Here is a 26,977-nt window from a genome sequence, read left to right on the forward strand (position 1 = left end):
ACACTATTAAATAGCAAAAGGTTTGCCAATTATCGCGAATAAAATTGAAACCTAAAAGCCGTTGAAATATAAGGGATTTCCAATTTCTTAAGTTGAATTCCCTCCAATAAAAAAAGGCTAACTGTAATAGAATATTACAGTTAGCCTGGAAAGCTCTTAGTTATAAGGCGTAATGAAATATTACGCGTAATGATTGATTACACCCAAAATTACCTCCCTAAAACCCGATCTTTGTTATCTAGTTTTACCCCTAATTTTTTTATTCGATAATAAAGTGCCTCACGGAAAATACCCAGCTCAGCTGCTGCTTTGGTAATATTCTCGTTGGTTCTTTGCAATGTATCTTCAATTACCTTTTTCTCTACACCCAACAAAATATCATGAAGAGTGCCCGTTTTTGAAAACTCAGTGGCATTATTATTTTTGAATTTTAATAGTCTTTCCTTAAAATATATTGGTAAGTTATCAACACCTAATTCCTCTTGATCACTTTCCACGGAACTTATCGAGCCTTCTAAAACATTTTGAAGTTCTCTGATGTTTCCTGGCCAATCAAACTGATCGAATAATTGTAACAGATCAGGAGAAACCCGCTTCAAAAATAAACCATACCTGGCACAATACTGCTTTAAAAAATAATTACATAATTCTTTTATGTCATCTTTTCTTTCTCGTAAAGGAGGGATATACAGCGTTACCGTGGCAAGCCTGTAAAAGACGTCTGGTCGAATTGTCTGGTTTTTGATTGCAACAAATGGATCAATATTAGTGGCACTAATAATTCTACAATTAATAGGACGTAAAGTTTTACTCCCGATTCTTCGTACCATTTTATCCTGAAGCACCCTCAAAAGCTTTGCCTGGAGCCATATCGGCATCGAATTGATCTCATCCAAAAAAATTGTCCCATCTTCCGCCTGTTCAAAAAGCCCCGGAGCTTCAACAGCCCCGGTAAAAGCCCCTTTGACAGTACCAAAAAGCAAGCTTTCAAGTAAAGTGTCAGGAATAGCAGCACAATTTATCGGAACGAAAGGTCCTTTTGCATATAAGCTTGCATTATGAATCCCATGTGCGAATAATTCTTTACCAGTACCTGTTTCACCGAAAATTAATATCGGTGAATCTTTTTTAGCAATTTTCCTGGCAAATGTCACGGTTTCTCTTATTTTAGGACTTACTCCAACAATGTCGTCTAAAAGATATTCGGCTCCACTATTACAAATATCTGTACTCTGTTTATATGCCAACCTTTTCTTTATTTCTAAAGTCTTGCCGATAAACTCCCCGAATTGATTTAGATCACGCCCTATAGTGAATACCCCGGATAGTTTATTCTTATAATAAAATGGGAAGGAACTGATAATAATGTCTGTTTTCCGGCCATTAGGGAGTAGAAATTCAAAATACTGTTCATATAATGGTTTCCCGGATTCAATAACTTTTTCAGTAACTTGTTCCTGAAAGTTAGCCCCTTGATATACTTCTTTTTCAGCTCTTCCAAGTACCTCTTCTCTTCTCATACCTTCTGTCTTCTCAACTTCACGATTATATAGCTCTATTTCACCCTTTTGATTAGTTGCATATACCCCTTCGTGAATGGTATCAATAATGGTTCTTAATAGCTGGTTCTGTCGCTCAAGCTCCTCAATCTTATCTTTTTCACTGCACTCCACTTTTTGTTCCTCCTCTCGGAACCACTTTGAGGTTTAGCCCAAGAAAAAAGTTAAAATAATATTCTATAATTATTTTTGGTATCCTCCCGTGGATAATAAAGAATAAAAAGAATTACTTTTATTTTCAGGGACATTTAGGATAAGGCTGATCTTCCTCTTTTATCATTAGCAATTAAGTAAATGGACCAGAACCATATTGTTAAATCAAGCTTGCTCCGATGCATCACTGTTCCGGCCGTAACGATGTTTGATGTGCACATTTTCTGCATTCATAAAGCTTCCGGGTAGCTATATAATAATACTCACTATGACCACATTTAGGGCACGTAAAACCTTCCGGCCACCTTTTATCAAATGAATATTTCTCACATGAGTCTTCGGTATTGAACTTTCTTTGGAATTCGATTAGATTAAACTCTTCTGCTGTGGCCATGGATACCCCCTCCCGAACATTAGTTCTATTATTAGAGTATCGAACTGTCGTTCGAAAGTCAATGTTTTTACCAATTTCCTGAGACAAAGTTCAGAATCGAAACGTACGTTTGGTAAGATTGCAATATTTGGGGATGATTTTTTTGCTAAGATGGTATCAACGACCAGAAGATTAAGTAACAAAATAAATAAAATCAGTAAATAGAGCTGTTTTTTAGCAACTCCTACCGGCTATAAAAATTTTAACAATCTCCTTTTTATACGTATTTGTACGTGTTATAATGAATTTGAGAGGTGAGAGTAATGAAACGACGAGATATCGACAAACTATTAAAAGCATCTGGTTGGATCATAACCCCTGGCAAAAGGCACGACATGGCTAAGCATCCCGACAAGCCAGGAATTAAAATCCCCCTCCCACGACATACAGAAATAAACGGGTAAACAGCACAAGGTATCTTAGAGGAAGCGGGGCTCAAATAGCCCCCGTCTTCCGATAAATAAAAAAATAAATGATTTTAATGTTTTTCTGAAAGGAGAATTAGCGTGAAAACATTCTCTGCAAGAGTCGAAGACCCCTGAGCTTAAAAAAGAGTATAGCAAACAAGCCCTAACAGGAACAGAGCTCAGAAAGATTAAGCAGGTAGCGCGATATGTTCTTGGCTTACGATACCATGAGCAACCAAGAGTTTAGCAGCTTGCCTCAAAGCTTTCTCCTTTTGCTTATTACGAAGCTCCGCCGGCATATCAACATGGTAGAGGTCACAAGGATTGAAGACCTCACCGGATTGGAGCATGTGATAAGCGGCTGTGAGAATCATTCTGGCAATGGCGATAATGGCTCGCTTCTTTCCTCGGCGCTTGGCGATCCGCTCATATTTGATGCGGTAGTAAGCGGAAGAATTCGATTTCACAGCGGCATGGGCTGCTTGTACGAGAGCAGGCTTGAGATAAACCCCGGTCCTTGTAATGCGAACCGACTTCTTTTTGCCTGCGGATTGATTGTTGCCGGGCGTTAGACCTCCCCAGCAGCATAAGCGTTTCGAGGATGAGAACTGAGACATATCCGTACCAATCTCGGAGAGGATCGTAATGGCGATGTTACGGTCAACTCCGGGAATGGTACACAATAAGGCAATGGCGCTTTCCAAGGGTGCAGCCAACCTGGCGATGGTTTGGTCGAGGTCAGCAATGAGTTGCTCCACGAAATCCAAGTGTTTGCGGACGAAACGGATGCGTGTCTTCTGTTCCTCTGTCATTTGAAAACCCTCAATAGATTCGATGACCTCGTCGGCTTTCTTCTTCAAGGAGCGTTGCAGCAAGGAAACGCAATGTTTTGGATCGAAGGAATCAGAGTTTACAAGGTAGTCCGTGATGGAAGAGGCAGATTTGCCAAACATATCGGAAACGACAGCATCAAGAGCGACATTGCAAACGGTGAAAGCGTTCTGAAAGCGGTTCTTCTCACTAGACTTACAGGAAACCAGCTTGAAGCGGTATCGCGTATACTCCCGCAAAATACGGATGTTCTTAGACGGGATAAAGCTGCCGGGAACCAGACCGAGGCGAAAAAGATCGCCGATCCACTTAGAATCCTTGACATCATCCTTGTTGCCCTTAACAGCAGCAACCCACTTGGGATTGGCGACGGTAACGTGGATGCTGTCCTCCAGCAAATTGTAAATGGGAACATGTAGGCTAAGCACACAACGCCTTACCAGTAGAGGCAGGTTTTCGTGTGCTCGCCCCCGAACCGTACGTGCACCTCTCGATGCATACGGCTCTCCGTTTGTGTTAGTTTAAAAGCCCTTTATGCAACTTATCATGACACACCGGACAGAGAATGAGAGTCTTGCGATTGAGCTGAAGCATTTTTTGTTCCCATACCGTAGCGCCTGATAGTTCAGACAGTTTTCTGACCTGATGAGTACTGACATTAGGGTCGACGCTTCCGCACCATTCACATTGGTGACTGAGTAGACGGTTCGTAAGTTCTTTGGATTGATACTTCATCGACCTCCCTTTGATTATGGGTTGCTTCCTAAAACCATAATCATATAGATAGATGGTTTTAGACTTGCCGTCGGTTGAGAAGTTTATTTGAAACCGTCCGTTGTGGAAGTATTTCTGCATGATTTTTCGGACACTGCAGTTGTGTTTGCCAGCGAGGGTTTTTAACAGGCTGTATTTCATGATGTAATAGTAATCGTTTAGTACCGATACATTGTCAGCGAGTTTGTAGTACTGATAGAGACCTTGGATTTCCCAGTTATATATCCTGACTATTTCATGGTCAGGAAAATACAGTAAGTCGGGTCTTGCGCATGGTTCCCATGTTTCGGATATTCCTTTTTGGTTGCCGATTTTTAGTGCTTTGTACAGTTTCAGCTTTTTTAGCCAGGCATCCTGTGGAAGATACAGTTTCACCCTTCCGTTGTGCCTGTCAGAGAGCTTGCCGAGTTTATCTTTGGAAGGTGTACCTTTTCTACCTATGGTAATGTCGTATCCAAGGAACTGTGCCTTTTCCTTACCGTGGGTAATTAATGTTTTCTCCTGTGACAGTTCTAAATGGAGCTGTTCAGATAGATAACCACTGACTTTGTCTTTGACTTGTTCTGCTTCCTGTTTGCTGCCGATGATACCGATGATAAAATCATCTGCATATCTCTGGTAGAAGATTCTTTTATAAGAGGAATCCATGGGGTCTGAGCAGGACATGGAAACACAGATGTTGCGAAGTTGTTTAAGACTGCGTATCATTTCCGCTCTTTCCTTGGAGGAGTCAGAGAGTTTCGAGATTATTTTTCGGAGGTGTTGTTCCCTATTCTGGATACGGTTATATTCAGGCGACCGCCTACGCTTTTCATTGCGGTCAAAGGCGTTCTTAAATTCAGCCATGTACTGATCAAATTCATTCAGATACACATTTGCCAAAAGCGGACTGATGGGTGAACCCTGGTGAAGACCTTTATTCGGCTTACAATAGATACCATTTTCTACGTATCCTGCCCTAAGGCACTTCCAGATGAGGCTGATGAAGTATTCATCTTTAATCCTGCGTCTTAGGATGGAAATCAGGATATGATGGTCGATGTTATCAAAGTAACTTTTGATGTCGCCTTCGATGAACCATTTGACACCCGTAAAGTTTATTTTAATTTGGCTGAGTGCTGTATGGCAACTTCTCTCCGGTCTGAATCCATGGGAGGTCTCCGCAAAGGTATCTTCATAGATACTTTCCAGGAGCATTTTGATAACCTGTTGTATGAGTTTGTCGTCGCTGGCTGGCACTCCTAATGGTCTTAGTTTTCCGTTCTTCTTGGGTATATAGGTGCGCCTTGCAGGTTTTAGTTGATATGAGTAGTCTTTCAGACGGCGGATGATGTTATGAATCCTTTTCAGACTCATACCGTCAAAGGTCTGTCCGTCAATGCCTTTACTCATGTTACCAGGCTTCGAGTATGTCTGCTGATACGCCATTAAATAGAGGGAGGGATTATACAGATTTCTATATAACCTTTTATACTGATAGTCTGGCGTAGCTGCGTGGGATTTTAAATTTTCCAAAACAGTTTCGGGATTTCTCATGATGCCTCACGCATCCTTCCTTCGAGCTTTGGAAATCACAAACTGTTCCCCTTCGCCATGTACAGTGCTTTCCACTGCTCAGACTACTATGGGAACTCCGTTGCCATGTCTGTAGCCACAGATTTAGGCAATCCACAGTTCATGTGTGTAACATAGCATGTATCGTGTCAGATAGGATTTTCGTCCTTTTCCGCTTATTGCGGCTGGCCGACAACAGATATTCGTACCGGAACAATACTATGATTCCGATATTGCTGTCGCCCGACGTTTCAATTGTCGTTTCGTCGGTGAGCCGGGTAACCCTCCTCGGACTGTCCTTTAGGCAGTATAGCTTTTATCTTTGTCGATACGTTCATCTTGCCGTTCAGTCGCAATCTGACAATTAGATTGATTCACGGCGTTACCGACATGCGATTGTCCCTGATGTAGGTTTCCCGTACAGGTCAGTCGGTTGATGGTGGCATATGAATATCGATGCCTCTATCCTGCTTGCGGATAGATTGTTACACGCACTGGCTGTGCGCGCAATATTTTCCTGTGCTCTCCATGCAAACGTCAAAGCAGTTGTTGTCAATCAGCCACTGCTTAAAAGCCAGAATGGATTTGTTAAAGGTTGAAAAACGCTTTTTCTTGTAACTCGGAACGATGCCCTGTGTTGTGATGAGCGTGGCGACGAGAAATGTCTTGTGTACATCAACGCCACAACAGATGGGGTAAACGATTCTCAGAATTCTCCCTCCTTGCAATGAAATCGTCTGGGAGAAGGCAGTGACTGGATCGCCGCACATTTAACGCTGAGCTAAAACAATGATTAGCGTGCGGCCTCGTGGCACCACTTATTTGTGCTTGCAAGGCGATCCTTACACTGGTTCTTATACTGATTTAAGCCAAGAGGCAGTCTGCAACTCGCCTCACCGTGCTTTGTAGTGTGCCTTTCCCTTAGAAACATTGTAACGCAGGGGTGTTTACTGCGCATCCCGTTTTCATTACTATTTGTGTCGCCTGCAGTAGGCGGCGAAATGGAGGTTCTTATGAAATATGTTTATCCTGCTATATTTACCCCTTTAGCATCAGGCGAATATGACGTTCGTGTTCCAGATTTACCCGGGTGCATTACATGTGGTAAGGATCTTGCTGATGCTATCGAGATGGCCGAAGATGCAATATCCATGTGGCTATGTGATGCAGAAGATAATCAAGAAACCATTCCATCGCCATCTGAAGGATTAACTGCAAATCCACCCCAATTTATTAATCTCGTCGTTGCAGATACAGATGAATATCGTCGCCAAAATGATAATAGAGCAGTAAAGAAGACGCTTACTATTCCCAACTGGTTAAACTCTCAAGCCGAGAAGGCCGGAATTAATTTCTCACAAACACTTCAAGCGGCACTAAAAAAACAACTTAATATTATAGATCATCCACGTAGTAATATTAAAAAGCAGTCTTAATATGCTACAAGTAATAACAATATGAATCGTGCTATTAAAGATTAGTGGCTGGGCTGCTTTCTCAAGCTCAGCCACTCTTTCTTCTATCGTCATAATTCTCTCTCCAATCTGTTGTTAACCTCGTGTGCTAAACCCCTGACTATATTTCTTATACGGATTTTCGCCTATCTCCGGATCCCGGATGTATTCATCCCACCACTCCCGGAATTTTCGATAATTATGAAGGATCTCTTCATCGGGGCGATCATGGTTCCGCATGGCCAAGGACGAAAAGACATTTGCATATTCTTTGCTTACCGAGACCAAACGCTTTTGATCAGCTGTCCATGAGGTAACGGCGCCGGGAAATATGGTTCCGGTGTTTTCTCCTGCATCCCTAAAGGAGTATATCCACTTATTGCAGAGCAGCACTATTGGGACGAAAAAAGTCTGGGAGCATGCTTTTCAGCGTTTTTATTCTTCTCTGGGGCAGCACTGCCCTTGTTTTCCTTGGCATTTTTGTTACCTTTCGGGGCTCCACGTTTCTTCGTTGTACAACATTCCATTTGTCCCGCTGCTTCCAGATGGCCACAACCTTTTCATTTTCCCCGAGAAGTTCGGCAATTTTACGGTTTGTAATATTTCCAAGGTGTTCTGTCCATAGTTGTTTGGCCTTTTCTCTATTGGGATTTCGCTCACGTGTGCCACTACATATCACCCACCCACTGGGTTTTGAGTTTGTTTTGAGATTTTTTCTTGGAATAAAATCCAAGCCTTCCGAATAAAAATAAAACACCTCCGAATCTGGCAGAAAGCATACAGTTCAAAACCCCTTTTTTCTAAAATCCCAGCTAAAAGACAAATGGGAAAATAAATTAAATCCCAAAAATTGTGTTTTCATAGCAAAGGAAAAGAGCCCGAAGGCTCTTTATTATGTTAAGTATAAGCTTATGAGAACGAAAACGCTTTTCCTCTATAAATCTCAAGGGTCGATAAGAATTCCGGCTACCTCTATACCCAACTGGGTTAGAATCTGAGCTACCTTTAATTGAGATACTGCAAATACTTCACCGATCTGTATTAATTGTTTTCCCGCTCCTTCAATAAGTGCTTCTATGGCTAATGCTGATATTTCCCCTGTTTGTATTAACGCTTCTGAATTAATTCTTACCAATGCTAATGCTACTAATGCTCCTGCATTTTGAGGTGTTAATAAAATCGCTGAAATAAGTTCCGCTAATGTTTTAAAATAATCTTCTTTGGATGCTTCTTCTATTTTTATAGTTTGACCTATTACATTTGCTGCTCGTGCATTAACTTGTCTACTTGCTTCCTCAATTAAACCGTTAATTTGGCGCGATTGTAGATTTTCTTCTTCTAAAATTTTATTTTTAGCAGAACTACCGGCTGCAATAATCCGATCAGTTTTCGTATCGGGCATAATAAATCTCCACCTTATGTTGAAATGCTTGTACAAGTACAATATATATTATGTGAATTACATGAAATGTGTACGCTTCTATGCTTTATACGAAAAATATTTAATTAAGATATTAATTTACTCTGATTCTATATACTCCTTCGGGCTCCGGTCTAACCTCTATGACAAACTTAATTCCCGGGATCCGGTCATGGATTTCCACCAAATCTTTTACTTCAACCGGGTTAGTTCCAAAACAGTAATACTTCTCATCTGGGGCCTTCTTGATACCCTGGATGCTGTTATGTGCTTTCAAAACCGTTACCTCATAGAATTAAATCTGTGCACATGGCATCACTTCCTTGTTTAAAAAGAAAAAGCCTGAAGGCTCAAGTCTCATTTTTCGTGCAAATGAATAGACTGTCAATTATTGAAGCAAACTAAAATTAAATTAATCTATGCGGAGTGTTCACAATGCCCAAAATATTAGCAGGCCTTGAACATATCTCAGATATTGGAAAATCCTCCAGGCAAGAACAGACAGAAATGAATGTTATTGAGGTAGCACATATTTGGGATAGCCTGCTTTCAAGGTATATTGTTTTAGAGGAGACATTAATATTTCAAAATTTTTGTCAAGATAAGGACTTGCAGATTGTCCTTAATTCAGGGATCAAAATTCTAAATCGGCAAATAAAAATATTGGAAAAATATATAGAACATTATGCGATAGTACAACCCAAAAGGTCTCCAAATATTGTTAAATCGACGACTAATCCTGAAATTATTTCAGATGAGTATATCTTTAGAAGAATTTTTGCCGGAATGCAGGCATTTATAGAAGTCCATGCTAGGGCATTTGTTCAAACCCCTTCCCCCAAACTAAGAGAGCAATTTAGAAAGTTTTTGATGGAAGAAATCAACATATATGACACTATGTTTGAGTATGGTAAATTAAAAAATTGGATATCTGAGCCTCCTGCATTTAGGCAATAAATGATCAGTTTAGAAAACGCTTCGGGGTTACCGTGCGGTTTTCTTTCATTCACGCGGGGGAGCACATCTGCAGTTGCAACTCCCCCTTCTCTATTATTTTTCCTGACAACATTTTATGATACAATTATAATATGGCTGATTTATCATGTAAAACTCACCTTTTGATCACGGTTTGATCATGGCTAAGAATCCCGCTAAAGCTCTAATTTCAAGCCATCCACGCCAAAGCGCAAAATACTTAATTCATTAATCATCTCGTTCTTCCATCTCCGTACTGACGCCTCTCCGCAATGGAGCTCATATGCTATGGCAAGAACTTTCTCACCCCAAGTTATTTCTTTCCTCGCCCGGTCAAGATATAAACAATAAATGATGCAGTTTGAATAATTTTCCTATTCCGCTTTACCGGCCGAACACATTTACTTTGCAACATATGACTAATTTGGCAGTTGCAATTATCTTTCCGAATAATCCCATACGGTTTCCGAGGGCATTTAACCATGTACCCTCGTATTTACCTGCTATCTCGCGAATTCCCAGCATAATTTTCTCGCCCATTGCGGCATTTTAGCTGCTGCATGTTATTCTCTGCCCAATAACCTTTTCTGGAGCCTTCCATGACCTGGTTTCAATTTTTTTATATCCCTCAGCAATCAGTGAGGCCCATGGCTGCCAAAGAGTATAATCTTCATGCATTTTTCCTCTCTTTCTCGCTAATTTCTCCGGTCTTCTGAATCCTTTTCCCAATAAGGGGATATACTAAAAAAACTTTTAAAGAAGGTGACCACATTGAACAATTATGTGTATAATCTTGTGCATAATATGAACCCCTGGACGCTCACTCTGATTATTGCCTGGTCCTTCGCATGGAAGGGATGGGCTCTATGGAGAGCAGCACGCTTAAAACACCTAGGTTGGTATATCTTCCTGCTCATATTTAATTTGGTAGGTATACCTGAAATAATCTATATCGCTGTCACAAACAAAAAGTATTCAGAACTTAATAGCAATATTAAATAGTTTCATTGGTACTTGGTTCAGGATCGTCGCATTTATGATCTGTATTAGGAGGTCATCCAGTAGCAGACAATCAAGAACTTAAGCCTTGCTGCGCTCTGTAATTCAAGAAGAATTAAATCCGATTCGCAAAGAAATTGCTCAAGAATTCCAGCAGGTGACTGGTCGTTTAGACCGGCTGGAAACCGGCCAAAAAGAACTTGAAAAAGGGCAAAAGCAACTGCAAAAAGACATCAAAAGCATTAAGACTGAGCTTTACGCCGTCCGGCAAGATGTCTCTAGGTTTTGGAATCGCATTTCAAACATGAAGGATAAGGTTGCTCAGTTAGTACAAAATTAAATTATTTCAGTGATAGCCCTCTGGAACGGGGGTTATTTTTTTGCTCCGGATTAACAAGATGGAAAATAAATTATTTCGAGAAAAAAGAGCCCGGAGGCTCTTTTCCTATTTAATATTCATCTTTATTTGTAAACACTTGTGACCGTAAAGATTATGAAATTCATTGATTGCATAGGAATCAGTCATTCCTGATATATAGTCACAGATTGTCCGCATTAAAAATGGTTTAAAATTATTATCCGTTTGATCCGTTATTAATAGATTACGAAGGTTGCCGACGACCTTTGGTATTAATTCTGAATCATGGATAAAAAAGTCCGGTAATAGCCAATCGTCAATTTTTCGACTCAGAGTTTCATCAAATTTCTTTTGATATTGTATTTTGATTAGATCCTTGTAGTTAGATAGGTATTTATCTTTATACGAATCCTTTGTTTCCTCATACATTTTATCGACAACATCAAATTTACATGTCTTATATAGTTGAACGATTGTTTTATCCGGTAGCTGAAGCGGATTTGCTAAATATGCTTCAAAAAGATGTTTTATTATGTATATACCAATCCCATCCATCCGTTGAACTTCAGAAGATTGCACAATACGATCTCTAAGAAATTCATGAAACTTTTTATCGGCATCCCTGAATTCTTCAGAGTAAGCTATTAAGGATTTGGCCTCTTTGACTGTTAAATGTGATTTAATTTCTGCCCACTCAGACTTATCCCCTGAAAATTTTGAAGATAATCGTTGATAAACATTTCTAATAAGATCTGATAAATAGAGGTTAAATATAAATCTATTGATATCTGAAGTTAAATCATTCCTGTGCTTATTTTCAATAATCTGGTCAAAATTGTTTCGATTAATTGGATCATCACGAATTATATTGGCAAAACATTTATCCAAAATATCTATTACTTGATCTACCGTAATAATTTTCACTTCGAGCGCGTCTTCAATATCATGTTGTCTTTGTGCGATCTCATCTGAAAACGCAACAATGAATGATTCAAATGACCAACTTTTCTTATCAGAATCTTTTAATCTCATAGAATCTCGATATATTTTATAAAAACTTGTACTTCTCCAATATGGTATTTTATCTTCCTTAAAACACTTATCTCCAATTTTACAAAAGTTCTCCGCTTCGGGGCTGTCAATTTTTTGCCCATTTTCATCAAATCTTTTTTTTATGCGACACTTATTAAATATTGAATCAGTATGATTCGCAATTCCATATAGGGTAAAATTAGTTATATTCAGTCCTCGGTTTCTATTTAGGCTTCGCTCAAGATCGACTGCTATTCTGACACTTTGTAAATTGTGTTTAAATCCCAAGTGCGGGAATGATAAGGTAACTCCGTTTATAGGGATACATCCATTCATAATCATACTTAATGCCTCTTCCCCACTATGTCCAAATGGTGGATGCCCCAAATCATGACCAAGAGCAATTGCTTCAGCTAAATCCACATCCAAATTGAAACATTTACAGATTGTTCGCGCAATTTTTGATACTTCTAGAGAATGTGTTAAACGGTTACGAGCGTGATCATGGTAATTTGCCAAAAAAATTTGTGTTTTCCCTCCTAGTCTTCTAAAAGCTCGTGAAAACATTATTCTGTCTCTGTCTCTCGAAAAGTCTGTTCTAAAATCATGACATTTAGGAATCTCATGCTGTCTACGAATTTGTCTTTCATCTGGCCGTAATTCTGAATAATCCCAAAGATAATCGTTTACCCGATTTACCATTTCCAGTCCTCCATCTGATAATGTTATTACAGCCTAAAGATAGCTTTCTGAACTAATACTTTTTTAGCATGCTCATAAACGATTCTACATTTTATGGAAAACTCCTTACCCAAAATTCCGACAGTTTACGACAAAAGAAAAGAGCCCTGAGGCTCTTATTTATTTACATATATTCATTGTTACCAAAGGTACCTCTCCAGAAATCCCTATTTGAATCCCTTCTGTAAGTTATATAATCTAATAAAGCAGGTACTTTCTGACATTTAATTTAATAAATAGCCTGCTCCTTTATCGTTTCGCTGTTCTTTTGATTCCATGGTGGCGCACACAACCATCGTGTTTATCCGAATATATTATTTTGGCGCTAGAGACCCGGTATGGCCAGGACCATAGCCGCCGTTGACGCGGCGTTTCCCGGGGATGAAATCCTGGTCGAGGATGGCGTCTATGCAGCAGGCACGTTTTATTATCAGGCCGGGAGAGTTATTTCTTAGGCACAATAAGAGTCCATGGCTGCGTTGGGCGATCCATCAGCAATCCTCGCTGCCAGTCCCACTGAGGGTGTCTCAGCAGATATCCGTCTGCATCAAACGGCTCCCCGCAGGATCTGCCAAACCTTGCCCAAAAAGAAAAATTTGCGGCCAGACGGCTTGTTACAACCTTGCCGTCTACCGAGCCCTCCGAGTTGTAGGGCTCCCCTCCGGTGATACCGGTAAACTCGTACGGGTCCACATCCGTATGCCCGCACAGAGTGCGGCTGCTCGGATGGTCTTCCCTCTGCAGATAGACGTCAAAATGGTCCGCAATCATGCGTTTGGCAGTATCGATATCGATTTTCCCGTAGCAGTTCCCCATCAACTCGCGCCATCTAATCCTTCTGGCCCCGGTATCCCGTACGTCTGTATATCCTGTGTAGGAGCACTCCAGATTCCGGATCTGGGGGCTTTCCGGAGCGTTAAAACCGGTAAATACGCCGTCTTTGATTTTTTTATAATCACTGTACTCGAGACCCAGCTCAAAACGGGCGATTTCGTTGGAATGGATATCGCCGATCAGCCAGGAATTGGCATATCCGCCGTTATTCTGTTCCTCCATGATCTCAACCCAATGGTCCAGGTCTCGTCCATACTGCATGGCTTTTCGGGCGCGGAAAAACTCCGGCGCTCCCCCTTCCTGGTAATTTTCAAAGCCTTTGATCGTGGTCTCGGTACCGATAATCCCTGCGCCGGTGATAAAGAAATCGGTAAAGCTGTGGATATATCCCGGGGCAGACTGCATCAGCACCCGGTAACCGTCGGCAGGCTCGATATCGAGGATAACGTGGAAATACTGCCCCAAAACGTAATCCAGCCAGGTATTGTGTGCCATGACGATGCCATGATCTTTAGTCGCGTTACCCGTGGCAATAAATGCACTGCAATGACATTGACGGTTTTTACTCTGAATCTTTTTTGCCTGAGACGATGCATTCGGCCACCAATAAAACATCAGCTCCAAAAACCCATTCCAAGCCATGAGCACATCCGATGGGATATGGAAACCCGCTGCTGCGGTTCCTTCTGAAATTCCCCGGATTTCTTCTTGAAATTCACTGTCGATATGGGGAGCGAATAGTTTCGCTGCCGCTTGCGCGAAAAATTCAAAGGTTTTTCCGGTATAAAACATAGAAAACTTCCGCATGGTTTCTATGATCACAGCGAGTTCTTTTGCCAAAGTGTATCCATGCTGAAAACCACGCTCATAGGGACTGCCTTCTATATGAAGATAACTCCAACCGTGTTTCCGATAACAATGAGGTTTGTGAAAAAATTTCTCAATTTCCGGTTTCATATTAGCCTCCCTCTATTATCTTTGTTTTTCTTTGATTATCTCGTTAAACCATAGATTTTTAATTTTAAAAAAATGATTCTCGTGGGTTAATCATGCATTTATGTGCATTTCTGGATGGTCATGTGTATTCTGGCCCAATTGCGCAATTTTCAAGTATTACGGCCAGTAGAATCCACATACTCTCCGGCGGCAACCCTCCCATGTCTCACAGGGTCTTTGCCCTAAATTCCTTCGTACTGCCTGCCCACGAGGTGGATGTCAGTCATGCTCCTATGCTAGGTCTTTGCCTTTATGGAATTTATTCAACCTGACTAACCGGCTCATTTTGTCAATGAACTAAATCTATGTTCCTTTAAAATCTTCGTTTTTTATCTTTACTCGTAACTGTCAATAGTCCTGGTGCAATTCCTGTCTAAGTTATTAAGTCGTGTTTGCAATGTCTTTGTCTTCTGTTTATTATGCTGCCGTCTGCATTGTTTCCGGTCTCCTGATATCGTTCAGCATCTTCTCAGGATCATAAGCTATCTGTTTTTTCAACAGTGCCCAAAATATCCGTATTAGTTTACATGACAGTAGTATTAACGATTGTTTCTTTTTTAACGGATTATCCACCCTGGTTGTATAGTATTGGTGTAGTTTTTTAAATTCCTGATTATTGGCTACTATCGGCAATATCGCCAAGAACAAAAGTGCTCGTAAACGTTTTCGCCCTCGCTTGCTAACGCTTGTTTTTCCTTTGTGTTTACCGGAACTGTTTTCTTTTAAACTCAAACCCGCTAACTTCTGGATCTGTTTTGGGTGATCAAATCTCGTAATGTCTCCAACTTCAGCAATAAATCCCGCCGCAGTCACTAAACCTACGCCTTTTATCTTGAGGATTTCTTTCATACCCGGGATTTGTTTTACCAGCTCTTCTACCAGATCAATGGTCCAGTCATATTGCTTCATTTTCATTTCGTAGTCTTCCAAGATGATCTTAAGATCGTTCTCTCCAGCAGTTATTCCTTCATGGACACCTATTGTTTTTGCTGCTGCCTCCACCAGAGTCATTGCTCTTTTTCTGCCTACAGCACGAATTTTGTCCCTTCGCCAGCGGGAAACTATCTCATCCACACCTTTTTCTAGGATCTTCACCGGTGTCGGAAATTCTTTTAAGACAATCAAGGCAGCTATCCCTTCCCAATCACCAAATACTGTTTTGAATTCCGGAAAATATATGCTCAGCCAACGCTGTACCCTGTTGCGAATAGTATTCATCTGTTTCACTATCTGCCAACGCGTTTCCATGACTATCCGTATTTCACTGTAAATACCTTCAGGGATATATGGCTCCATATACCTGCCATCCTTCACCAGCATAGCAATTGTTTTAGGGTCCTTCCGGTCATTCTTGGTAGGATTGTTATCATCTAATTCTTTGCTCCGCTTTACGTGAAACGGATTCACCAGGACAATTTTTATCCTGTGATCCTTAAGTTGCTGAGCAAGATTAAACCAATAATGACCAGTTGGCTCCATTCCCACTATGACATGCAGCTTAAGGCATTTCTCCTTCAGCTCTTTAACCCAATCACCGAATCCTTGAAAACCTTCTGCACTATTAGAGAATTTGATCAGTTTACCATGTTCGATCCCTCTTTGATCAAATGCTCGGGCAAAGTGGGTTTCACTAGCCACATCCACACCGATTATTAATGTCTTTTCTGTGATTTGCAAAATCTTCTCGTTTTGACTATACTTCATTTTAGGTACCTCCTGTATTTTTTGAATTTGTGCTGCTTGCAGGCATTCGCACAATTCAATTCTACTGTGAGGTACTTGTTCTTTCAAACTTCAAATTTGTTTATTACAGGAATGCTCCTATAATTCCTATTTGTTACTATCATATTCCCAGTCGAATTTAAAAGTTAATCACGAAGCAATTTTAATCCGACGCCTTTTCTTGCTGAATGATAATATCAAATGGATTACTGGTTTTCATAAAGATTTGTAAGGATTAATCGTAACGGAAAAGGGCATAAAAAAACGGGTATATCTCGTCTGAAAATACACCCGCCATTTACAGAAAAAATCCCTATGTAGTTGTTTACGAGGGTTCGATTCCCTTAAGTATGTCAAATAAATGGTCTATGTCATCTATAGAACTAAAAGGCAAGAATATTTTATTCTTCAGTCACTGCATAAATTGCTGTTTTATTTAAAAATTCATCATCAAAGTAAAGTTCTAGCCAATAAGTCCCCTCACATGGAAAATTAACATTCAATAAACCCGTATAGTAAAAGAAAGGCACAAAATAATCCTCAACTTTAAAATCTATGGAATTTTTCTCTGATGAAAGTTCATTTCCAGAAGAATCCTTGATAATAATTTTGTAATTATGAACACCATCACTAACATTATCAAAGCTTGCATAGAAAGGAATCATTTGATCTCCAGTTTGCCAAGCCTTTACATTTACTCCATTTAAATTGGCATTACCCTCGTCATCTTCTGAGCTACCATTAGATATAAGAATTACAGATCCGCTTACTCCACTTTTATTACTATTAATAGAAGCTGTCTGAGTACTGGCATCCCATTTTACATCCAGTCCTAACTGGTCCGAAACAAAACGTAAGGGAACCATAATAGATCCGTTTTGCATAATCGGTTGTACTGATGAAACTGCTTCTTTCCCATCAATTACAATCTTTATATTACTTGCCGCAAATGCTGTAAGAGTCAAAGTTAAAAGTATGCAAATGATAATCCCAAAAAATTTGATTTTTCTCACATTTTTTCCTCCTGTTAATTTTTTTATAATTATTCTACACTTACCCCGTAAAATCCTTACCCAAAATTACGACATTTTCCGACAACAAAGGCAAGAGTCAGGGGACCAAGAGTCAGGGGACGGTTCTCTGACTCATTTCTTATTGGGAAATCAGCATTCTTCCCGAGCTTGTACTCTGACGTAACGCTTATCGGATCATAGCAAAAGAAATCAAACCACCACCACTATATGAATTGCATTCAAAGACAAATAACATTACCTAAAGCTGTTTAATACTTTATTGATTATATTACGGGCAGAAATAAATCGTGGATGTTTTGAGAAAATTTATATTTAGTTCACATGATTACGCATCAATTCTGCTGTTTTTCCTGGGGGAGATTGTTTACCTCCTTCTTGTCTTTTTCCGGATACTGACGGCAATGATCGAGAATGCAATTGCCGTGTTCGTCGGCCATCATGCAATCCTCCATATATTTGACACATCGGTGCCAGCCGTCGTTCTCGTTTACAAATGCCCTGCTCATCAAAAACCACTTTCCTTTCCACCTTATCGTGTCCATTCTTTTCCAACTAATTTCCAAGATAGATTTATCATGTGTTTTAATATTATTCGTCAATTATGATAACTTCCCTTTCTATCGATGTGCCGTAGTCTTAAAAATCTTAAAAAGACCAATAGTTACAACCGCTACCAATATCACCTTATTCAATAACGCGCTTAAGAACAAATCGGCTGGATAGAGTCTGATTTGTAATTAACTTAAAAATTTGACAAAATGATTGACAAAACATGGTTAAGTAGGTATATTTATTTATAATTTAAGATATCAAAAGCACAGACGGAGAGAGTACGTTTCAGCCGAACGTTTCAGCGAGCCGGGGACGGTGTAATCCCGGTACCAGTAGTCTGAACCGGAAAATCACTCCTGAGCTGCGGACCGAACGAGTAATCCAGTAGGCTTCGACGGTTTTCCCCCGTTTCAGGGAACGCATATGATTGTATGCTTGTATTAATGGGTGGTATAGCGAATGTCTTTCAGGCTTTCGTCCCTTTTGGGGACGAAAGCCTTTTTATTTTATCAATTATAATGACTGGAGGAGAAATAATGGCAACCAATGAAATGGTAGAAATTCGTTGGCACGGCCGGGGCGGCCAGGGAGCCAAGATGGCCTGCCTGCTCCTGGCGGATGTGGCTGCTTTAGAAGGAAAATTTGTGCAGGGATTTCCGGAGTATGGACCCGAACGTATGGGAGCCCCCATTACGGCCTATAATCGTATCAGTGAAAAACGGTGTACAATCCATTCCAACATTTACGATCCGGACTATGTGGTCGTAGTAGATGAAAGTCTGCTGGACAGTGTCGACGTTACCGCAGGATTGAAAGCGGGCGGCGCGATCATCATTAACACAGCCAGCTCCCCCCAGGAGATGCGCGAGAGGCTGCAGGGTTGGGACGGAAAAGTCTGTACCATAGATGCCCGCCGCATTTCGGAAGAGAATCTGGGCAAAAACTTACCAAATACCCCGATGCTGGCCGCAGTGGTTAAGGTGAGCGGCGTTTTGGAAACCGAGCGCTTTTTAGCGGATATAGAAGAATCCTTTAAACATAAATTTGCGGCCAAGCCCCAGGTTATTGAGGGGAACATGGCAACACTGAAAAAATCCATGGAGGAGGTACAGATAGGATGATTTATGCGAAGGATATCAATGAACGTACCCCTTGGCAGGATCTGACCCCCGGCGGGGAGATCTACGAACCAGGAACCGCACGGGACTTCAATACCGGTACTTGGCGGACCGACACACCCGTTTTTCACGAGGAAGCATGTAAACACTGTATGCTTTGTGTTCCATACTGTCCGGACAGCTCTATACCGGTGAAGGACGGGAAACGCATGGACTTTGATTATATGCACTGCAAAGGCTGCGGCATCTGTGAGAACGTGTGTCCCTTCCAGGCGATTACAATGGTGACTGGAGGTGCGGCCAGATGAGCAACCGTCTTTCCGGCAACGAGGCTGTAGCTTATGCCATAAAACAGATAAATCCTGATGTCATGGGAGCATTCCCCATCACTCCCTCCACAGAAATTCCGGAATACTTCGCCCAATATGTGGCCGACGGCGAGGTAAATACGGAATACGTAACCGTAGAGTCTGAGCACAGTTCCATGTCCGTGTGCATTGCGTCGGAAGCTGCAGGAGCCAGATCCGTCTGCGCTACTTCATCCTGCGGATTGGCCCTGATGTACGAGCTTTTGTACGTGGCGGCTTCATGCCGTCTGCCTATTACACTGGCCTGCGTCAACCGGGCCCTTTCGGGACCAATCAACATCAACAACGACCACTCAGACTCTATGGGAGCCCGCGATTCCGGTTGGATCCAAATCTATGCGGAAAATAATCAGGAGGCCTACGATAATTTTCTCATGGCCATGCCTATCGGGGAGGCCCCGAGCGTACGCCTACCGGTGATGACCTGTATGGATGGCTTCATTACCAGTCATGCCGTAGAGAATATCGAGCTTCTGGAGACAGATGCTGTACGCAAGTTTATCGGGGAATATAATCCCGAAAACTATCTGCTGAAAAAAGAAAATCCTCTGGCAGTAGGACCGTACGATGTGAGTCCCTATTACATGGAACACAAGGTCCTGGAGGCCGAGGCCATGAAGGCGGCCAAGGCCCGCATACTGGAGGTAGCCGCAGGGTTTGAAAAGATTTCCGGCCGGCGCTATGGCCTGTTTGAAGCATATCAGATGGAAGATGCGGAACTTGCTCTGGTCCTCATCGGATCCAGTGCCGGAACTGCCAAAGCAGCTGTCGACCAGCTGCGGGAGAATGGAGTAAAGGCAGGGCTTGTTAAAATCAGAGTATTCCGTCCTTTCCCTGGCGAGGAACTGGCCCGGGTTCTGGCCCACACCAGGGCCGTAGCCGTCATGGATAAGTCCGAAGGCTTTTCGGCGAACGGAGGCCCTTTATTTGCCGAGACCCGCAGTGCTTTGTATGATCTGAAGGATCGCCCGTATCTGATTAATATTGTTTATGGTCTGGGCGGCCGTGACGTAAAGACCGCGGATATTGAAAAAGTATTCCGCCGGCTGGCTGATATTGCGGTGACCGGCGAGATTGGACCGGTATATACCCATATGGGACAGAGGTCAAAGGAGGAGATAGCATGAACACGGTATATAACCTGAAACGGGAAGTAGAAAAGCCGGCACGTCTCACCGGAGGGCATCGGCTCTGCGCCGGCTGCGGCGCGGGGATTGTTGTGTCAGGGGTTCTGCGTGCCCTGAATCAAGAGGATCGGGCCGTGGTGGTTAATGCTACCAGTTGTCTGGAGGTCTCCACCTTTATGTATCCCTACACTGCCTATATGGACAGCTATATTCATTCTGCTTTTGAAAACTCTGCGGCTACCTGTTCCGGAGTAGAAGCGGCATATAACGCTTTAAAACGCCGCGGCAAGGTGGAAGGAACCGTCAAGTTCATTACTTTTGCAGGTGACGGCGGCACCTATGATATAGGGTTTCAATCCTTGTCAGGCGCTATGGAACGCGGTCATAACATGGTCTACGTCTGCTACGACAACGAGGCTTACATGAATACCGGAATCCAGCGTTCATCTTCAACGCCTCATTTTGCCCGCACCACTACCACGCCCATAGGTGATGTTCAACAAGGTAAGAAACAGAATAAAAAAGATCTGACGGAAATTCTGGTTGCTCATAATATCCCTTATGTAGCTCAGACTGCTCCTATCGGTAATTTCAGGGATCTGCACACCAAGTCTTATAAGGCCATTTATACAGAGGGCCCCTGCTTTTTGAACGTATTATCCCCCTGCCCGCGCGGGTGGGACTACCCCATGGCCAAGCTTTCGGAGATCACTAAGCTGGCGGTGGATACCTGCGTCTGGCCCCTTTTTGAAGTAGAGGAGGGAGTGTGGCATCTGAGCTATACACCGAAGAAAAAGCTGCCCGTAGAAGACTTTCTCCGCCCCCAGGGTAGATTCCGCCATATGTTTCAGAAAGGCAATGAGTGGATGATTGAAGAAGCGCAAGCATATGTGGATCAAAAATGGGAACGCTTGCTTGAGCGTACCGGCGCTTAAACCTAAGGCTGGAAAAAACTCCAAAAATATGATATGATACCTGTTAACAAGGAGGTTTTTCCTGTGGAACAAACAATGTTTACGAATGAGGTCATTTTATCTTGGCTCCAGTATTTTTCACAGCACGTGGAAATCAACCTGGCAAAACTGAAGATGCTGGACATTACAGGGAAGAATAAGAACCTGATTCCGACCGTTATGTGCAATCGGGCTGTACTGGTCTTTACGGACGCCGGACATCCGGATATCTTCTACGACATGTGGAATGCGGAACTGGGGGACTGCGACATCTGGTATAATGAGGGCTCGGATCCATCCGGTGAAATCAAGCACGACAAGCTCTCAGAAATGATCAACCGCGGGATTAATGCCTCTGCAGCTATGTTGATTCTGAATCCTAACGCGGCAACGAATTATCAGATCGGTATTGAGAATAGTCGTTTCTCCTGCGGCTCCGTTCAGTATGTGTGCCGGGAAGTCCGGGCTGTGATCATGAATAAGCTCAATCTGGGGGACCAGGATAATATCTGTATCATCTCAGGTGAGAGCATCGCGGTAGAGGCTGCCATGATCGCTTCTGAAGGCAGTGTCATAGCCGTGGAATATGACCGCAGGGACCGGAATACCATGAAAGAAAATGTTGAGAAATTCGGTCTTAACAACGTAACAATCGTGGAGTCTCTGAAAGATGGCATGCCGGATCATCTGCCGGTGCCGGACATAGCGTTTATCGTGGCTTCCCCAAGGATTGGCAGTGAAATAAAGAGTCTGCTGGCCGTCAATCCTGCCATGGATTTTGTGATCTACACGCTGGACTTCGAAATTCTGACGTCTCTTCCCGCTTTGTTTCGGGAAAACGGCTTGGAGCGCACGGAAGCCATCCATATAGAGGTATCGCGGGTCAACAGCAAAAAGATGGTGGAGCCATTTCCCGCTCCTTGGCTGATCTCCGGCAAAAGCGTTAAAGGATAATATCCGGGTCACTGCTTCGTGAAGATTACATCCATGATCATATATCCTTCATGTTACTCATGGCCGTTTGGACCAGCAACAATGCTTTGCCTTGCGGCCACTGCCGCAGGGACATGGGTCGTTCCGTCCCACACCTCGCCACCGGGCCAGTGACTCGGCACGCAGTTCGGCCATAATGGCGTTAGGAGTTAACCCCCGTTTCCTAAGCTGCATAATTTGTCTCAATGGTTGTTCCGCGTGAGTAAAGAACTGCCGGAAACCGCCGCACAGATAATTAAGTCCACTCTCACCATTCTCTGCTAAAGCGAACCGGTCTTTAGGGCATCCCCCGTTGCATATCTCCAGCCATGCACAAAAACGACATTGCTCAGGAAGGCGGGTTCGCTTGTCGTTACCGAAGCGGCGCTGTACCGGTACGTCAACCAGCGTACTCAGGGGGGAAGTCTCAATGTCACCGATGCGGTGGTCGGGAGTAACAAAGTGATCGCACGAGTACACACCGCCGTCATGCTCAACGATAAGCACCCGACCGCAGGTCGGGGCCATCCAGCACAAGCTGGCCGTCCCCCCTGACCACACCAGGGCCATTTCGGCGAACAGTTGCATATCCAGCCGCCCCAAATCGTGGCGGATCCATTCGTCGAAAACGGTACACAAAAAATACCCATACTCCTCGCCTGTCACAGACTCCGCTGCCACCTGTCCGTCTGTTGTGCGCCGTACGATGGGTATGAACTGGACCCATCCTGTATTAAGGTCTCTAAGCGCCCTGTATATGGCGATAGGTTCTTTTGCGGTTGCGGATGTTACTGTGCACAGCAAATCAGGCTGAATACCATGGGCTTGCAGTCGGCGGACAGCAGCGACCGCACGTTCATAAGTGCCATTGCCGCTGTGGTCTTTTCGGTATTTGTCATGGAGCCACCCAGTGCCGTCTATACTCAGCCCCACATCAAAGCGGGCGTCAGCCAAAAACGAGCACCACGCATCATCAAGAAGAATTCCATTTGTCTGAAGATTGTTCCAGCACCTCCATCCTTCCGGAAGGTATCGCTTCTGCAGGTTCACTGCCAGCCGGTAGAAGTCAAGCCCGGCCAGCGTTGGTTCCCCGCCATGCCAGGTAAACGGCACGATAGGTCCCGGACTTGCCGCTATGTACTGACGGACATACAGTTCAAGCACACTGTCCGGCATGCGGAATTGATGCGGACTTTCATAAAAATGTTCGGTTTCTAAATAATAACAGTAACTGCATTTCAGGTTACAGAGCGGACCGACTGGCTTCGCCATGACAACGAATGGTTCTGAAGCCATAGTAGCCTTCTTGAGGTTTTCCCTTTGCATTTTACCCTACTTCCTCTGGACAAGAATGTCTTTCGGATCATCAGCTATACGAAATGATGCTGCTTATTGCCTTTACTCCGGGTGTCCTTCCGGTTGATTGCGCAGATGTTCTCCAAAGAACTCAAAGACCTTCTGCCATGCATCCATCGCCTGCTGCGGCCGGTACATGCCGTTATGATAATACCAAAATCCGTGCCCCGCGCCATCGTAGCGATAGAATTTATAATCCTTCCCATAATTCTTAAGCTCTTCTTCATGGAGGTTAACCTGTTCCGGCGTAGGTGACCGATCCTCGTTTCCAAACAACCCTAACAGAGGACAACCCAATTGCTGCGTATAGTCAATGGGAGCCACAGGCTGGGCATCCGTCAGATCTTCTTTTCCGGCGACCACGCGGCCACCCCAGCAGTCAACGGCCCCATTAAGGCCACTGATCCTGCATGCCGCGAGAAAAGCATGGCGCCCACCGGAACACATCCCTATTACGCCTACTTTGCCGTTGGAATAAGGCAAAGAATGCAGGTATTCCAACGCCCCCTCACAATCTCCCATCACACTGTCATCGGCAACGCCCCCCGCAGCGCGGGCTTTTGCCGCTATTTCCTCAGGGGACCCGTGTCCAATCCGGCAATAAATGTCGGGACAGACAGTAAGGTACCCATGCTGAGAGAACCGGCGTGAGGTCTCCCGGCAGAACTCGTCCCACCCGGGCATATGAGGGATCAATATGATCCCCGGAAATGGCCCCTTCCCCAGCGGTCGGGAAAAATAGGCGTGTATATGATCTCCATTATGTCCCGTCATTGTGATTGTCTCAGCCAGCATCCCTTCATATTCATCAGTCCTTAATTGATTCCACATAACTATCCTCCTCGCATAGACTTTTAACTATTATACTCTTCCGGCACTTGATCCTCCATGTCCTGTGCGCATAATAAATATTGATTTTTGCCGTGGGTTTTAGCGTTGTACATGGCGATATCGGCGTTCTTTATCAGCGTTTCGGCATCGGTGCCGTCCTGTGGATACAAGGCAACACCCGCACTGGCCGAGATAAAGAATTTCTGCCCATTCAGCAAGACTGGCTTGCGAAGCGCATCTATGATTTTGTCCATAATTTTTGCGGTATCCTTCTTACGGGTTATGCCGTTCAACAAAATGACAAACTCATCACCGCCGAAACGCGCAATCGTATCATCACTGCGGATACTCCGGGATAATCTCTGGGCTGCTTCAAATAGAAGCTGATCGCCCAGTTCATGCCCCATCGTATCGTTAACGGATTTAAAAGAATCAAGGTCCAAAAAGGCGACCGCGATCATCTTTCCAGTTCTTTCCGCCCGCCTGATTGCCTTCTCCATCCTGTCCTTAAGCAAAATACGGTTGGGCAGAAGTGTCAGCTGATCATGATAGGCAATAAAATTTATTTCTTTTTCGGCATCAATCTTGATGATGGCATTGGCAATTATATTCGTAATTACTTCCAAATATGTGAAAGACTCTGAACACCATGCTATTAAAGGCCGGGCTGCGGTGAAAGCCAGAAATCCGATGATGGTATCCTGTTTTTTAACGGGCAAGGCAAGCAGCGCACGAATATCCCGGTCGATCAGCTGATTTTTAAGCTTTTCCGCCGGCGGCATCAGCGCTGTGTCATACAGTTTTACCACATTCCGGGACTCAAATTGCTTTAACAGCATGGATTGCATATCCGATACCGGTTCTTCAAAAAGATCCGATTGCGGCAACATGCCTTCCGCCAGCCACTCGAAGGAATAATGGATGTGTTTCGTATCCGGGTCAAACAAAGCGATATAGGCTCTGTCACTTTTAATAAAGCTGCCGCACCGCTTAAGCATCCCATAAACCTTATCGTTAAAATTTTGCGCGCTTGCCGAGACAAAATCGTGGGAAGTTTCCGATACCAGCATCTGCATACTGATCTGATTGGCATTCTCTTTTAGTCTTTGTACATAAACCTTATTTACGTAAAAAGAAAGGATAGTAGCAAGCCCGATTAAACCAATTCGAACGATATAATCCGCCTCGCCCACCTTTAGCGGAGCGGATGGCATAGCCGCCCAAGTGAGCAGTTGCGTTAAAATTGAGGAAACGATCACAGTAATCAATATAGTACGTCTGTTAAACAGCAGGCAGATGATGATCAGCAAAAAGATAAACGCCCAGATCGTAATGCCCCCATAGTGCACAAACCACAGTGTGACCACCGGAATAATGAAAGAGAGGCCCGCGGCAAGCAGCATTTCTTTCATCGAATCATCCAGTTTTGCCCTGTTGATCAAGAAAATAAAGGCAGTTATGGCAATTAAGGCTCCGCTGAACAGAAAAACCGCAGGCGAGGAAAATTCTTTATATAGTAAAAATTGTACAATCAAATTAAAAATACTTCCAGCAGCAAAGATAAAGCTAATGTACCGGTAGACGTTTGTATAGGCAGACTCATTAAGGATGAGCTCATTCTGATTTTCAGCTTCAGGACGCATAAAGCCATGATACTTCACGGAATAACTGATTGCGGCAATGGGAAAAAGTACGAATACCGGTGAAAATTGCGGTATTCTGATATTCAGGAATACCGGCATCACATCGGTCAGGCTTCCCAATACGGAAGCCGTCAGCAAAGAACCCATCAGTAATTTAACCTGTTTTTTGATATTTTGGTAGGTTGAATTCTTTGCCCATAAGTATATGATAATGTTTGCGATGACTATAAAAATGAGACAATACCCATAGTAGAACCAATCCCATGCATCCGTTTGGGAAATATTGAGCCAGCCCAATTCGTTCCGGATCAGATGGTCCTGATTTAAATGGATAAGCGGAAGATACGTATATGCGAAAATTGTCACTGCCGAAGGCAGATAGAGAAGCAGATAGATCCACCATTTTTTCAGCAGATTGTTCTTTTTGGTCAACAGCAGAATAAAATGCAGCATCATACTGCATATTGTCCCCCAGCCTATGGGCGCGAGACGCCGTCCCAATGCACAGATTTCCTCATTTGCCGCAACGACGGTAACGGCCAAGCCCAGGCACCAAAACAGCATGGCGCAGCCCAAGGCCAGAAATACCCTGTTGATAGGTGTTCTGATATTGTTCTGGATGGCATACAACCCGCACGCGACAGAACTGCCGCCGGTCGCCACCAACAATATGCCGAATACTATAGGATATTCCATGAGCCGGCTCCTTTTTATAGTATGATAAATATCGGCTATAAGGTTAAAAAATTAACTTATTTACAGCACTGTCTATCTATTCTAT

Annotated in this window: 23 protein-coding genes and 3 pseudogenes; 9 read left to right on the top strand and 17 right to left on the bottom strand. The window is 43.2% G+C overall.

Translation table 11 applies throughout. From position 1 onward, the window contains the following. Positions 1 to 209 precede the first annotated feature (209 nt). The 5 genes and pseudogenes from DCMF_RS07940 to DCMF_RS30590 form a co-directional block, all read right to left on the bottom strand. Positions 210 to 1,673, bottom strand: a complete 1,464-nt coding sequence (locus DCMF_RS07940; RefSeq protein ID WP_148133934.1) for a sigma-54 interaction domain-containing protein — start codon at positions 1,671 to 1,673, stop codon at positions 210 to 212. A gap of 140 nt (positions 1,674 to 1,813) precedes the next feature. Then, positions 1,814 to 2,106: pseudogene (locus DCMF_RS30455) on the bottom strand (transposase); the annotation flags it as partial. 634 nt (positions 2,107 to 2,740) lie between these two features. Next, a pseudogene (locus tag DCMF_RS07955) lies at positions 2,741 to 3,796 on the bottom strand (IS110 family RNA-guided transposase); the annotation flags it as partial. Between the two features lie 103 nt (positions 3,797 to 3,899). Then, the gene (locus DCMF_RS07960) at positions 3,900 to 5,693 is read right to left on the bottom strand and encodes a reverse transcriptase/maturase family protein (protein WP_148133938.1); all 1,794 of its coding nucleotides are present in this window, start codon (positions 5,691 to 5,693) and stop codon (positions 3,900 to 3,902) included. A 527-nt stretch (positions 5,694 to 6,220) separates the two neighbouring features. Continuing rightward, positions 6,221 to 6,421: pseudogene (locus tag DCMF_RS30590) on the bottom strand (IS110 family RNA-guided transposase); the annotation flags it as partial. Between the two features lie 303 nt (positions 6,422 to 6,724). On the opposite strand from DCMF_RS30590, the gene DCMF_RS07975 reads away from it, so the two are divergent. After that, the gene (locus DCMF_RS07975; RefSeq protein WP_148133940.1) at positions 6,725 to 7,147 is read left to right on the top strand and encodes a type II toxin-antitoxin system HicB family antitoxin; all 423 of its coding nucleotides are present in this window, start codon (positions 6,725 to 6,727) and stop codon (positions 7,145 to 7,147) included. A 394-nt stretch (positions 7,148 to 7,541) separates the two neighbouring features. On the opposite strand, the gene DCMF_RS30460 is transcribed toward DCMF_RS07975, so the two are convergent. The 3 genes from DCMF_RS30460 to DCMF_RS07990 form a co-directional block, all read right to left on the bottom strand. Beyond that, positions 7,542 to 7,922: a phage terminase small subunit-related protein gene (locus DCMF_RS30460; RefSeq protein ID WP_418219627.1), complete on the bottom strand. Its 381-nt coding sequence runs from the start codon at positions 7,920 to 7,922 to the stop codon at positions 7,542 to 7,544. A gap of 186 nt (positions 7,923 to 8,108) precedes the next feature. Beyond that, positions 8,109 to 8,567 (bottom strand): hypothetical protein, encoded by a 459-nt coding sequence (locus DCMF_RS07985; RefSeq protein ID WP_148133941.1) that lies wholly within the window; start codon positions 8,565 to 8,567, stop codon positions 8,109 to 8,111. A 112-nt stretch (positions 8,568 to 8,679) separates the two neighbouring features. Continuing rightward, positions 8,680 to 8,862, bottom strand: coding sequence for a hypothetical protein (locus tag DCMF_RS07990; protein ID WP_148133942.1), 183 nt, complete (start codon positions 8,860 to 8,862; stop codon positions 8,680 to 8,682). Positions 8,863 to 9,020: 158 nt separating this feature from the next. On the opposite strand from DCMF_RS07990, the gene DCMF_RS07995 reads away from it, so the two are divergent. Further along, positions 9,021 to 9,542 carry a DUF3231 family protein gene (locus DCMF_RS07995; RefSeq protein WP_148133943.1) on the top strand — a complete coding sequence of 174 codons (522 nt, stop codon included), beginning with the start codon at positions 9,021 to 9,023 and terminating at the stop codon, positions 9,540 to 9,542. Between the two features lie 567 nt (positions 9,543 to 10,109). On the opposite strand, the gene DCMF_RS30465 is transcribed toward DCMF_RS07995, so the two are convergent. After that, complete coding sequence (locus DCMF_RS30465) at positions 10,110 to 10,238, bottom strand: ASCH domain-containing protein (RefSeq protein WP_148133944.1); 129 nt, start codon at positions 10,236 to 10,238, stop codon at positions 10,110 to 10,112. A 117-nt stretch (positions 10,239 to 10,355) separates the two neighbouring features. Between DCMF_RS30465 and DCMF_RS29625 the strand changes: the two genes are divergently transcribed. Continuing rightward, positions 10,356 to 10,562 (top strand): DUF5652 family protein, encoded by a 207-nt coding sequence (locus DCMF_RS29625; protein WP_257790967.1) that lies wholly within the window; start codon positions 10,356 to 10,358, stop codon positions 10,560 to 10,562. 85 nt (positions 10,563 to 10,647) lie between these two features. Next, a complete protein-coding gene (locus DCMF_RS08010; protein ID WP_148133945.1) occupies positions 10,648 to 10,899 on the top strand; it encodes a hypothetical protein in 252 nt (83 codons plus the stop codon). Positions 10,900 to 11,004: 105 nt separating this feature from the next. Here DCMF_RS08010 and DCMF_RS08015 read toward each other — a convergent pair whose 3' ends face one another. From DCMF_RS08015 to DCMF_RS29120, 5 genes are all read right to left on the bottom strand, one after another. Then, positions 11,005 to 12,651: a deoxyguanosinetriphosphate triphosphohydrolase family protein gene (locus tag DCMF_RS08015; protein WP_148133946.1), complete on the bottom strand. Its 1,647-nt coding sequence runs from the start codon at positions 12,649 to 12,651 to the stop codon at positions 11,005 to 11,007. A 483-nt stretch (positions 12,652 to 13,134) separates the two neighbouring features. Next, a complete protein-coding gene (locus DCMF_RS08020; RefSeq protein WP_148133947.1) occupies positions 13,135 to 14,481 on the bottom strand; it encodes a C45 family autoproteolytic acyltransferase/hydolase in 1,347 nt (448 codons plus the stop codon). 456 nt (positions 14,482 to 14,937) lie between these two features. After that, positions 14,938 to 16,224, bottom strand: a complete 1,287-nt coding sequence (locus DCMF_RS08025) for an IS110 family RNA-guided transposase (RefSeq protein WP_148133948.1) — start codon at positions 16,222 to 16,224, stop codon at positions 14,938 to 14,940. 419 nt (positions 16,225 to 16,643) lie between these two features. After that, positions 16,644 to 17,255: a copper amine oxidase N-terminal domain-containing protein gene (locus DCMF_RS08030; RefSeq protein WP_214659185.1), complete on the bottom strand. Its 612-nt coding sequence runs from the start codon at positions 17,253 to 17,255 to the stop codon at positions 16,644 to 16,646. A 353-nt stretch (positions 17,256 to 17,608) separates the two neighbouring features. Beyond that, positions 17,609 to 17,782 (bottom strand): hypothetical protein, encoded by a 174-nt coding sequence (locus tag DCMF_RS29120; RefSeq protein WP_214659186.1) that lies wholly within the window; start codon positions 17,780 to 17,782, stop codon positions 17,609 to 17,611. Between the two features lie 582 nt (positions 17,783 to 18,364). Between DCMF_RS29120 and DCMF_RS08035 the strand changes: the two genes are divergently transcribed. The 5 genes from DCMF_RS08035 to DCMF_RS08055 all read left to right on the top strand — a co-directional run bounded on the left by DCMF_RS08035 (position 18,365) and on the right by DCMF_RS08055 (position 22,348). Further along, a complete protein-coding gene (locus DCMF_RS08035; protein WP_148133950.1) occupies positions 18,365 to 18,949 on the top strand; it encodes a 2-oxoacid:acceptor oxidoreductase family protein in 585 nt (194 codons plus the stop codon). Beyond that, positions 18,946 to 19,254: a 4Fe-4S binding protein gene (locus tag DCMF_RS08040; RefSeq protein ID WP_148133951.1), complete on the top strand. Its 309-nt coding sequence runs from the start codon at positions 18,946 to 18,948 to the stop codon at positions 19,252 to 19,254. The genes DCMF_RS08035 and DCMF_RS08040 overlap by 4 nt, the downstream gene beginning before the upstream one ends. Next, positions 19,251 to 20,441 carry a pyruvate ferredoxin oxidoreductase gene (porA, locus tag DCMF_RS08045; RefSeq protein ID WP_148133952.1) on the top strand — a complete coding sequence of 397 codons (1,191 nt, stop codon included), beginning with the start codon at positions 19,251 to 19,253 and terminating at the stop codon, positions 20,439 to 20,441. Before DCMF_RS08040 ends, porA begins: the two co-directional genes overlap by 4 nt. Next, a complete protein-coding gene (locus DCMF_RS08050) occupies positions 20,438 to 21,376 on the top strand; it encodes a thiamine pyrophosphate-dependent enzyme (RefSeq protein WP_148133953.1) in 939 nt (312 codons plus the stop codon). The genes porA and DCMF_RS08050 overlap by 4 nt, the downstream gene beginning before the upstream one ends. 63 nt (positions 21,377 to 21,439) lie before the next feature. Then, on the top strand, positions 21,440 to 22,348 hold the full coding sequence (locus DCMF_RS08055) for a precorrin-6B methylase (protein WP_148133954.1): 909 nt from the start codon (positions 21,440 to 21,442) through the stop codon (positions 22,346 to 22,348). Between the two features lie 57 nt (positions 22,349 to 22,405). Here DCMF_RS08055 and DCMF_RS08060 read toward each other — a convergent pair whose 3' ends face one another. The 3 genes from DCMF_RS08060 to DCMF_RS08070 all read right to left on the bottom strand — a co-directional run bounded on the left by DCMF_RS08060 (position 22,406) and on the right by DCMF_RS08070 (position 26,892). Further along, positions 22,406 to 23,692: an anaerobic sulfatase maturase gene (locus DCMF_RS08060; protein WP_335582394.1), complete on the bottom strand. Its 1,287-nt coding sequence runs from the start codon at positions 23,690 to 23,692 to the stop codon at positions 22,406 to 22,408. Positions 23,693 to 23,764: 72 nt separating this feature from the next. Continuing rightward, complete coding sequence (locus tag DCMF_RS08065) at positions 23,765 to 24,553, bottom strand: dienelactone hydrolase family protein (RefSeq protein WP_148133955.1); 789 nt, start codon at positions 24,551 to 24,553, stop codon at positions 23,765 to 23,767. Between the two features lie 23 nt (positions 24,554 to 24,576). After that, positions 24,577 to 26,892, bottom strand: a complete 2,316-nt coding sequence (locus DCMF_RS08070) for a sensor domain-containing diguanylate cyclase (RefSeq protein ID WP_148133956.1) — start codon at positions 26,890 to 26,892, stop codon at positions 24,577 to 24,579. Between the last annotated feature and the right edge of the window lie 85 nt (positions 26,893 to 26,977).

This window comes from Candidatus Formimonas warabiya (assembly GCF_002777255.1).
In the GTDB taxonomy this organism is placed as follows: Bacteria; Bacillota; Dehalobacteriia; order Dehalobacteriales; family Dehalobacteriaceae; genus Formimonas; species Formimonas warabiya.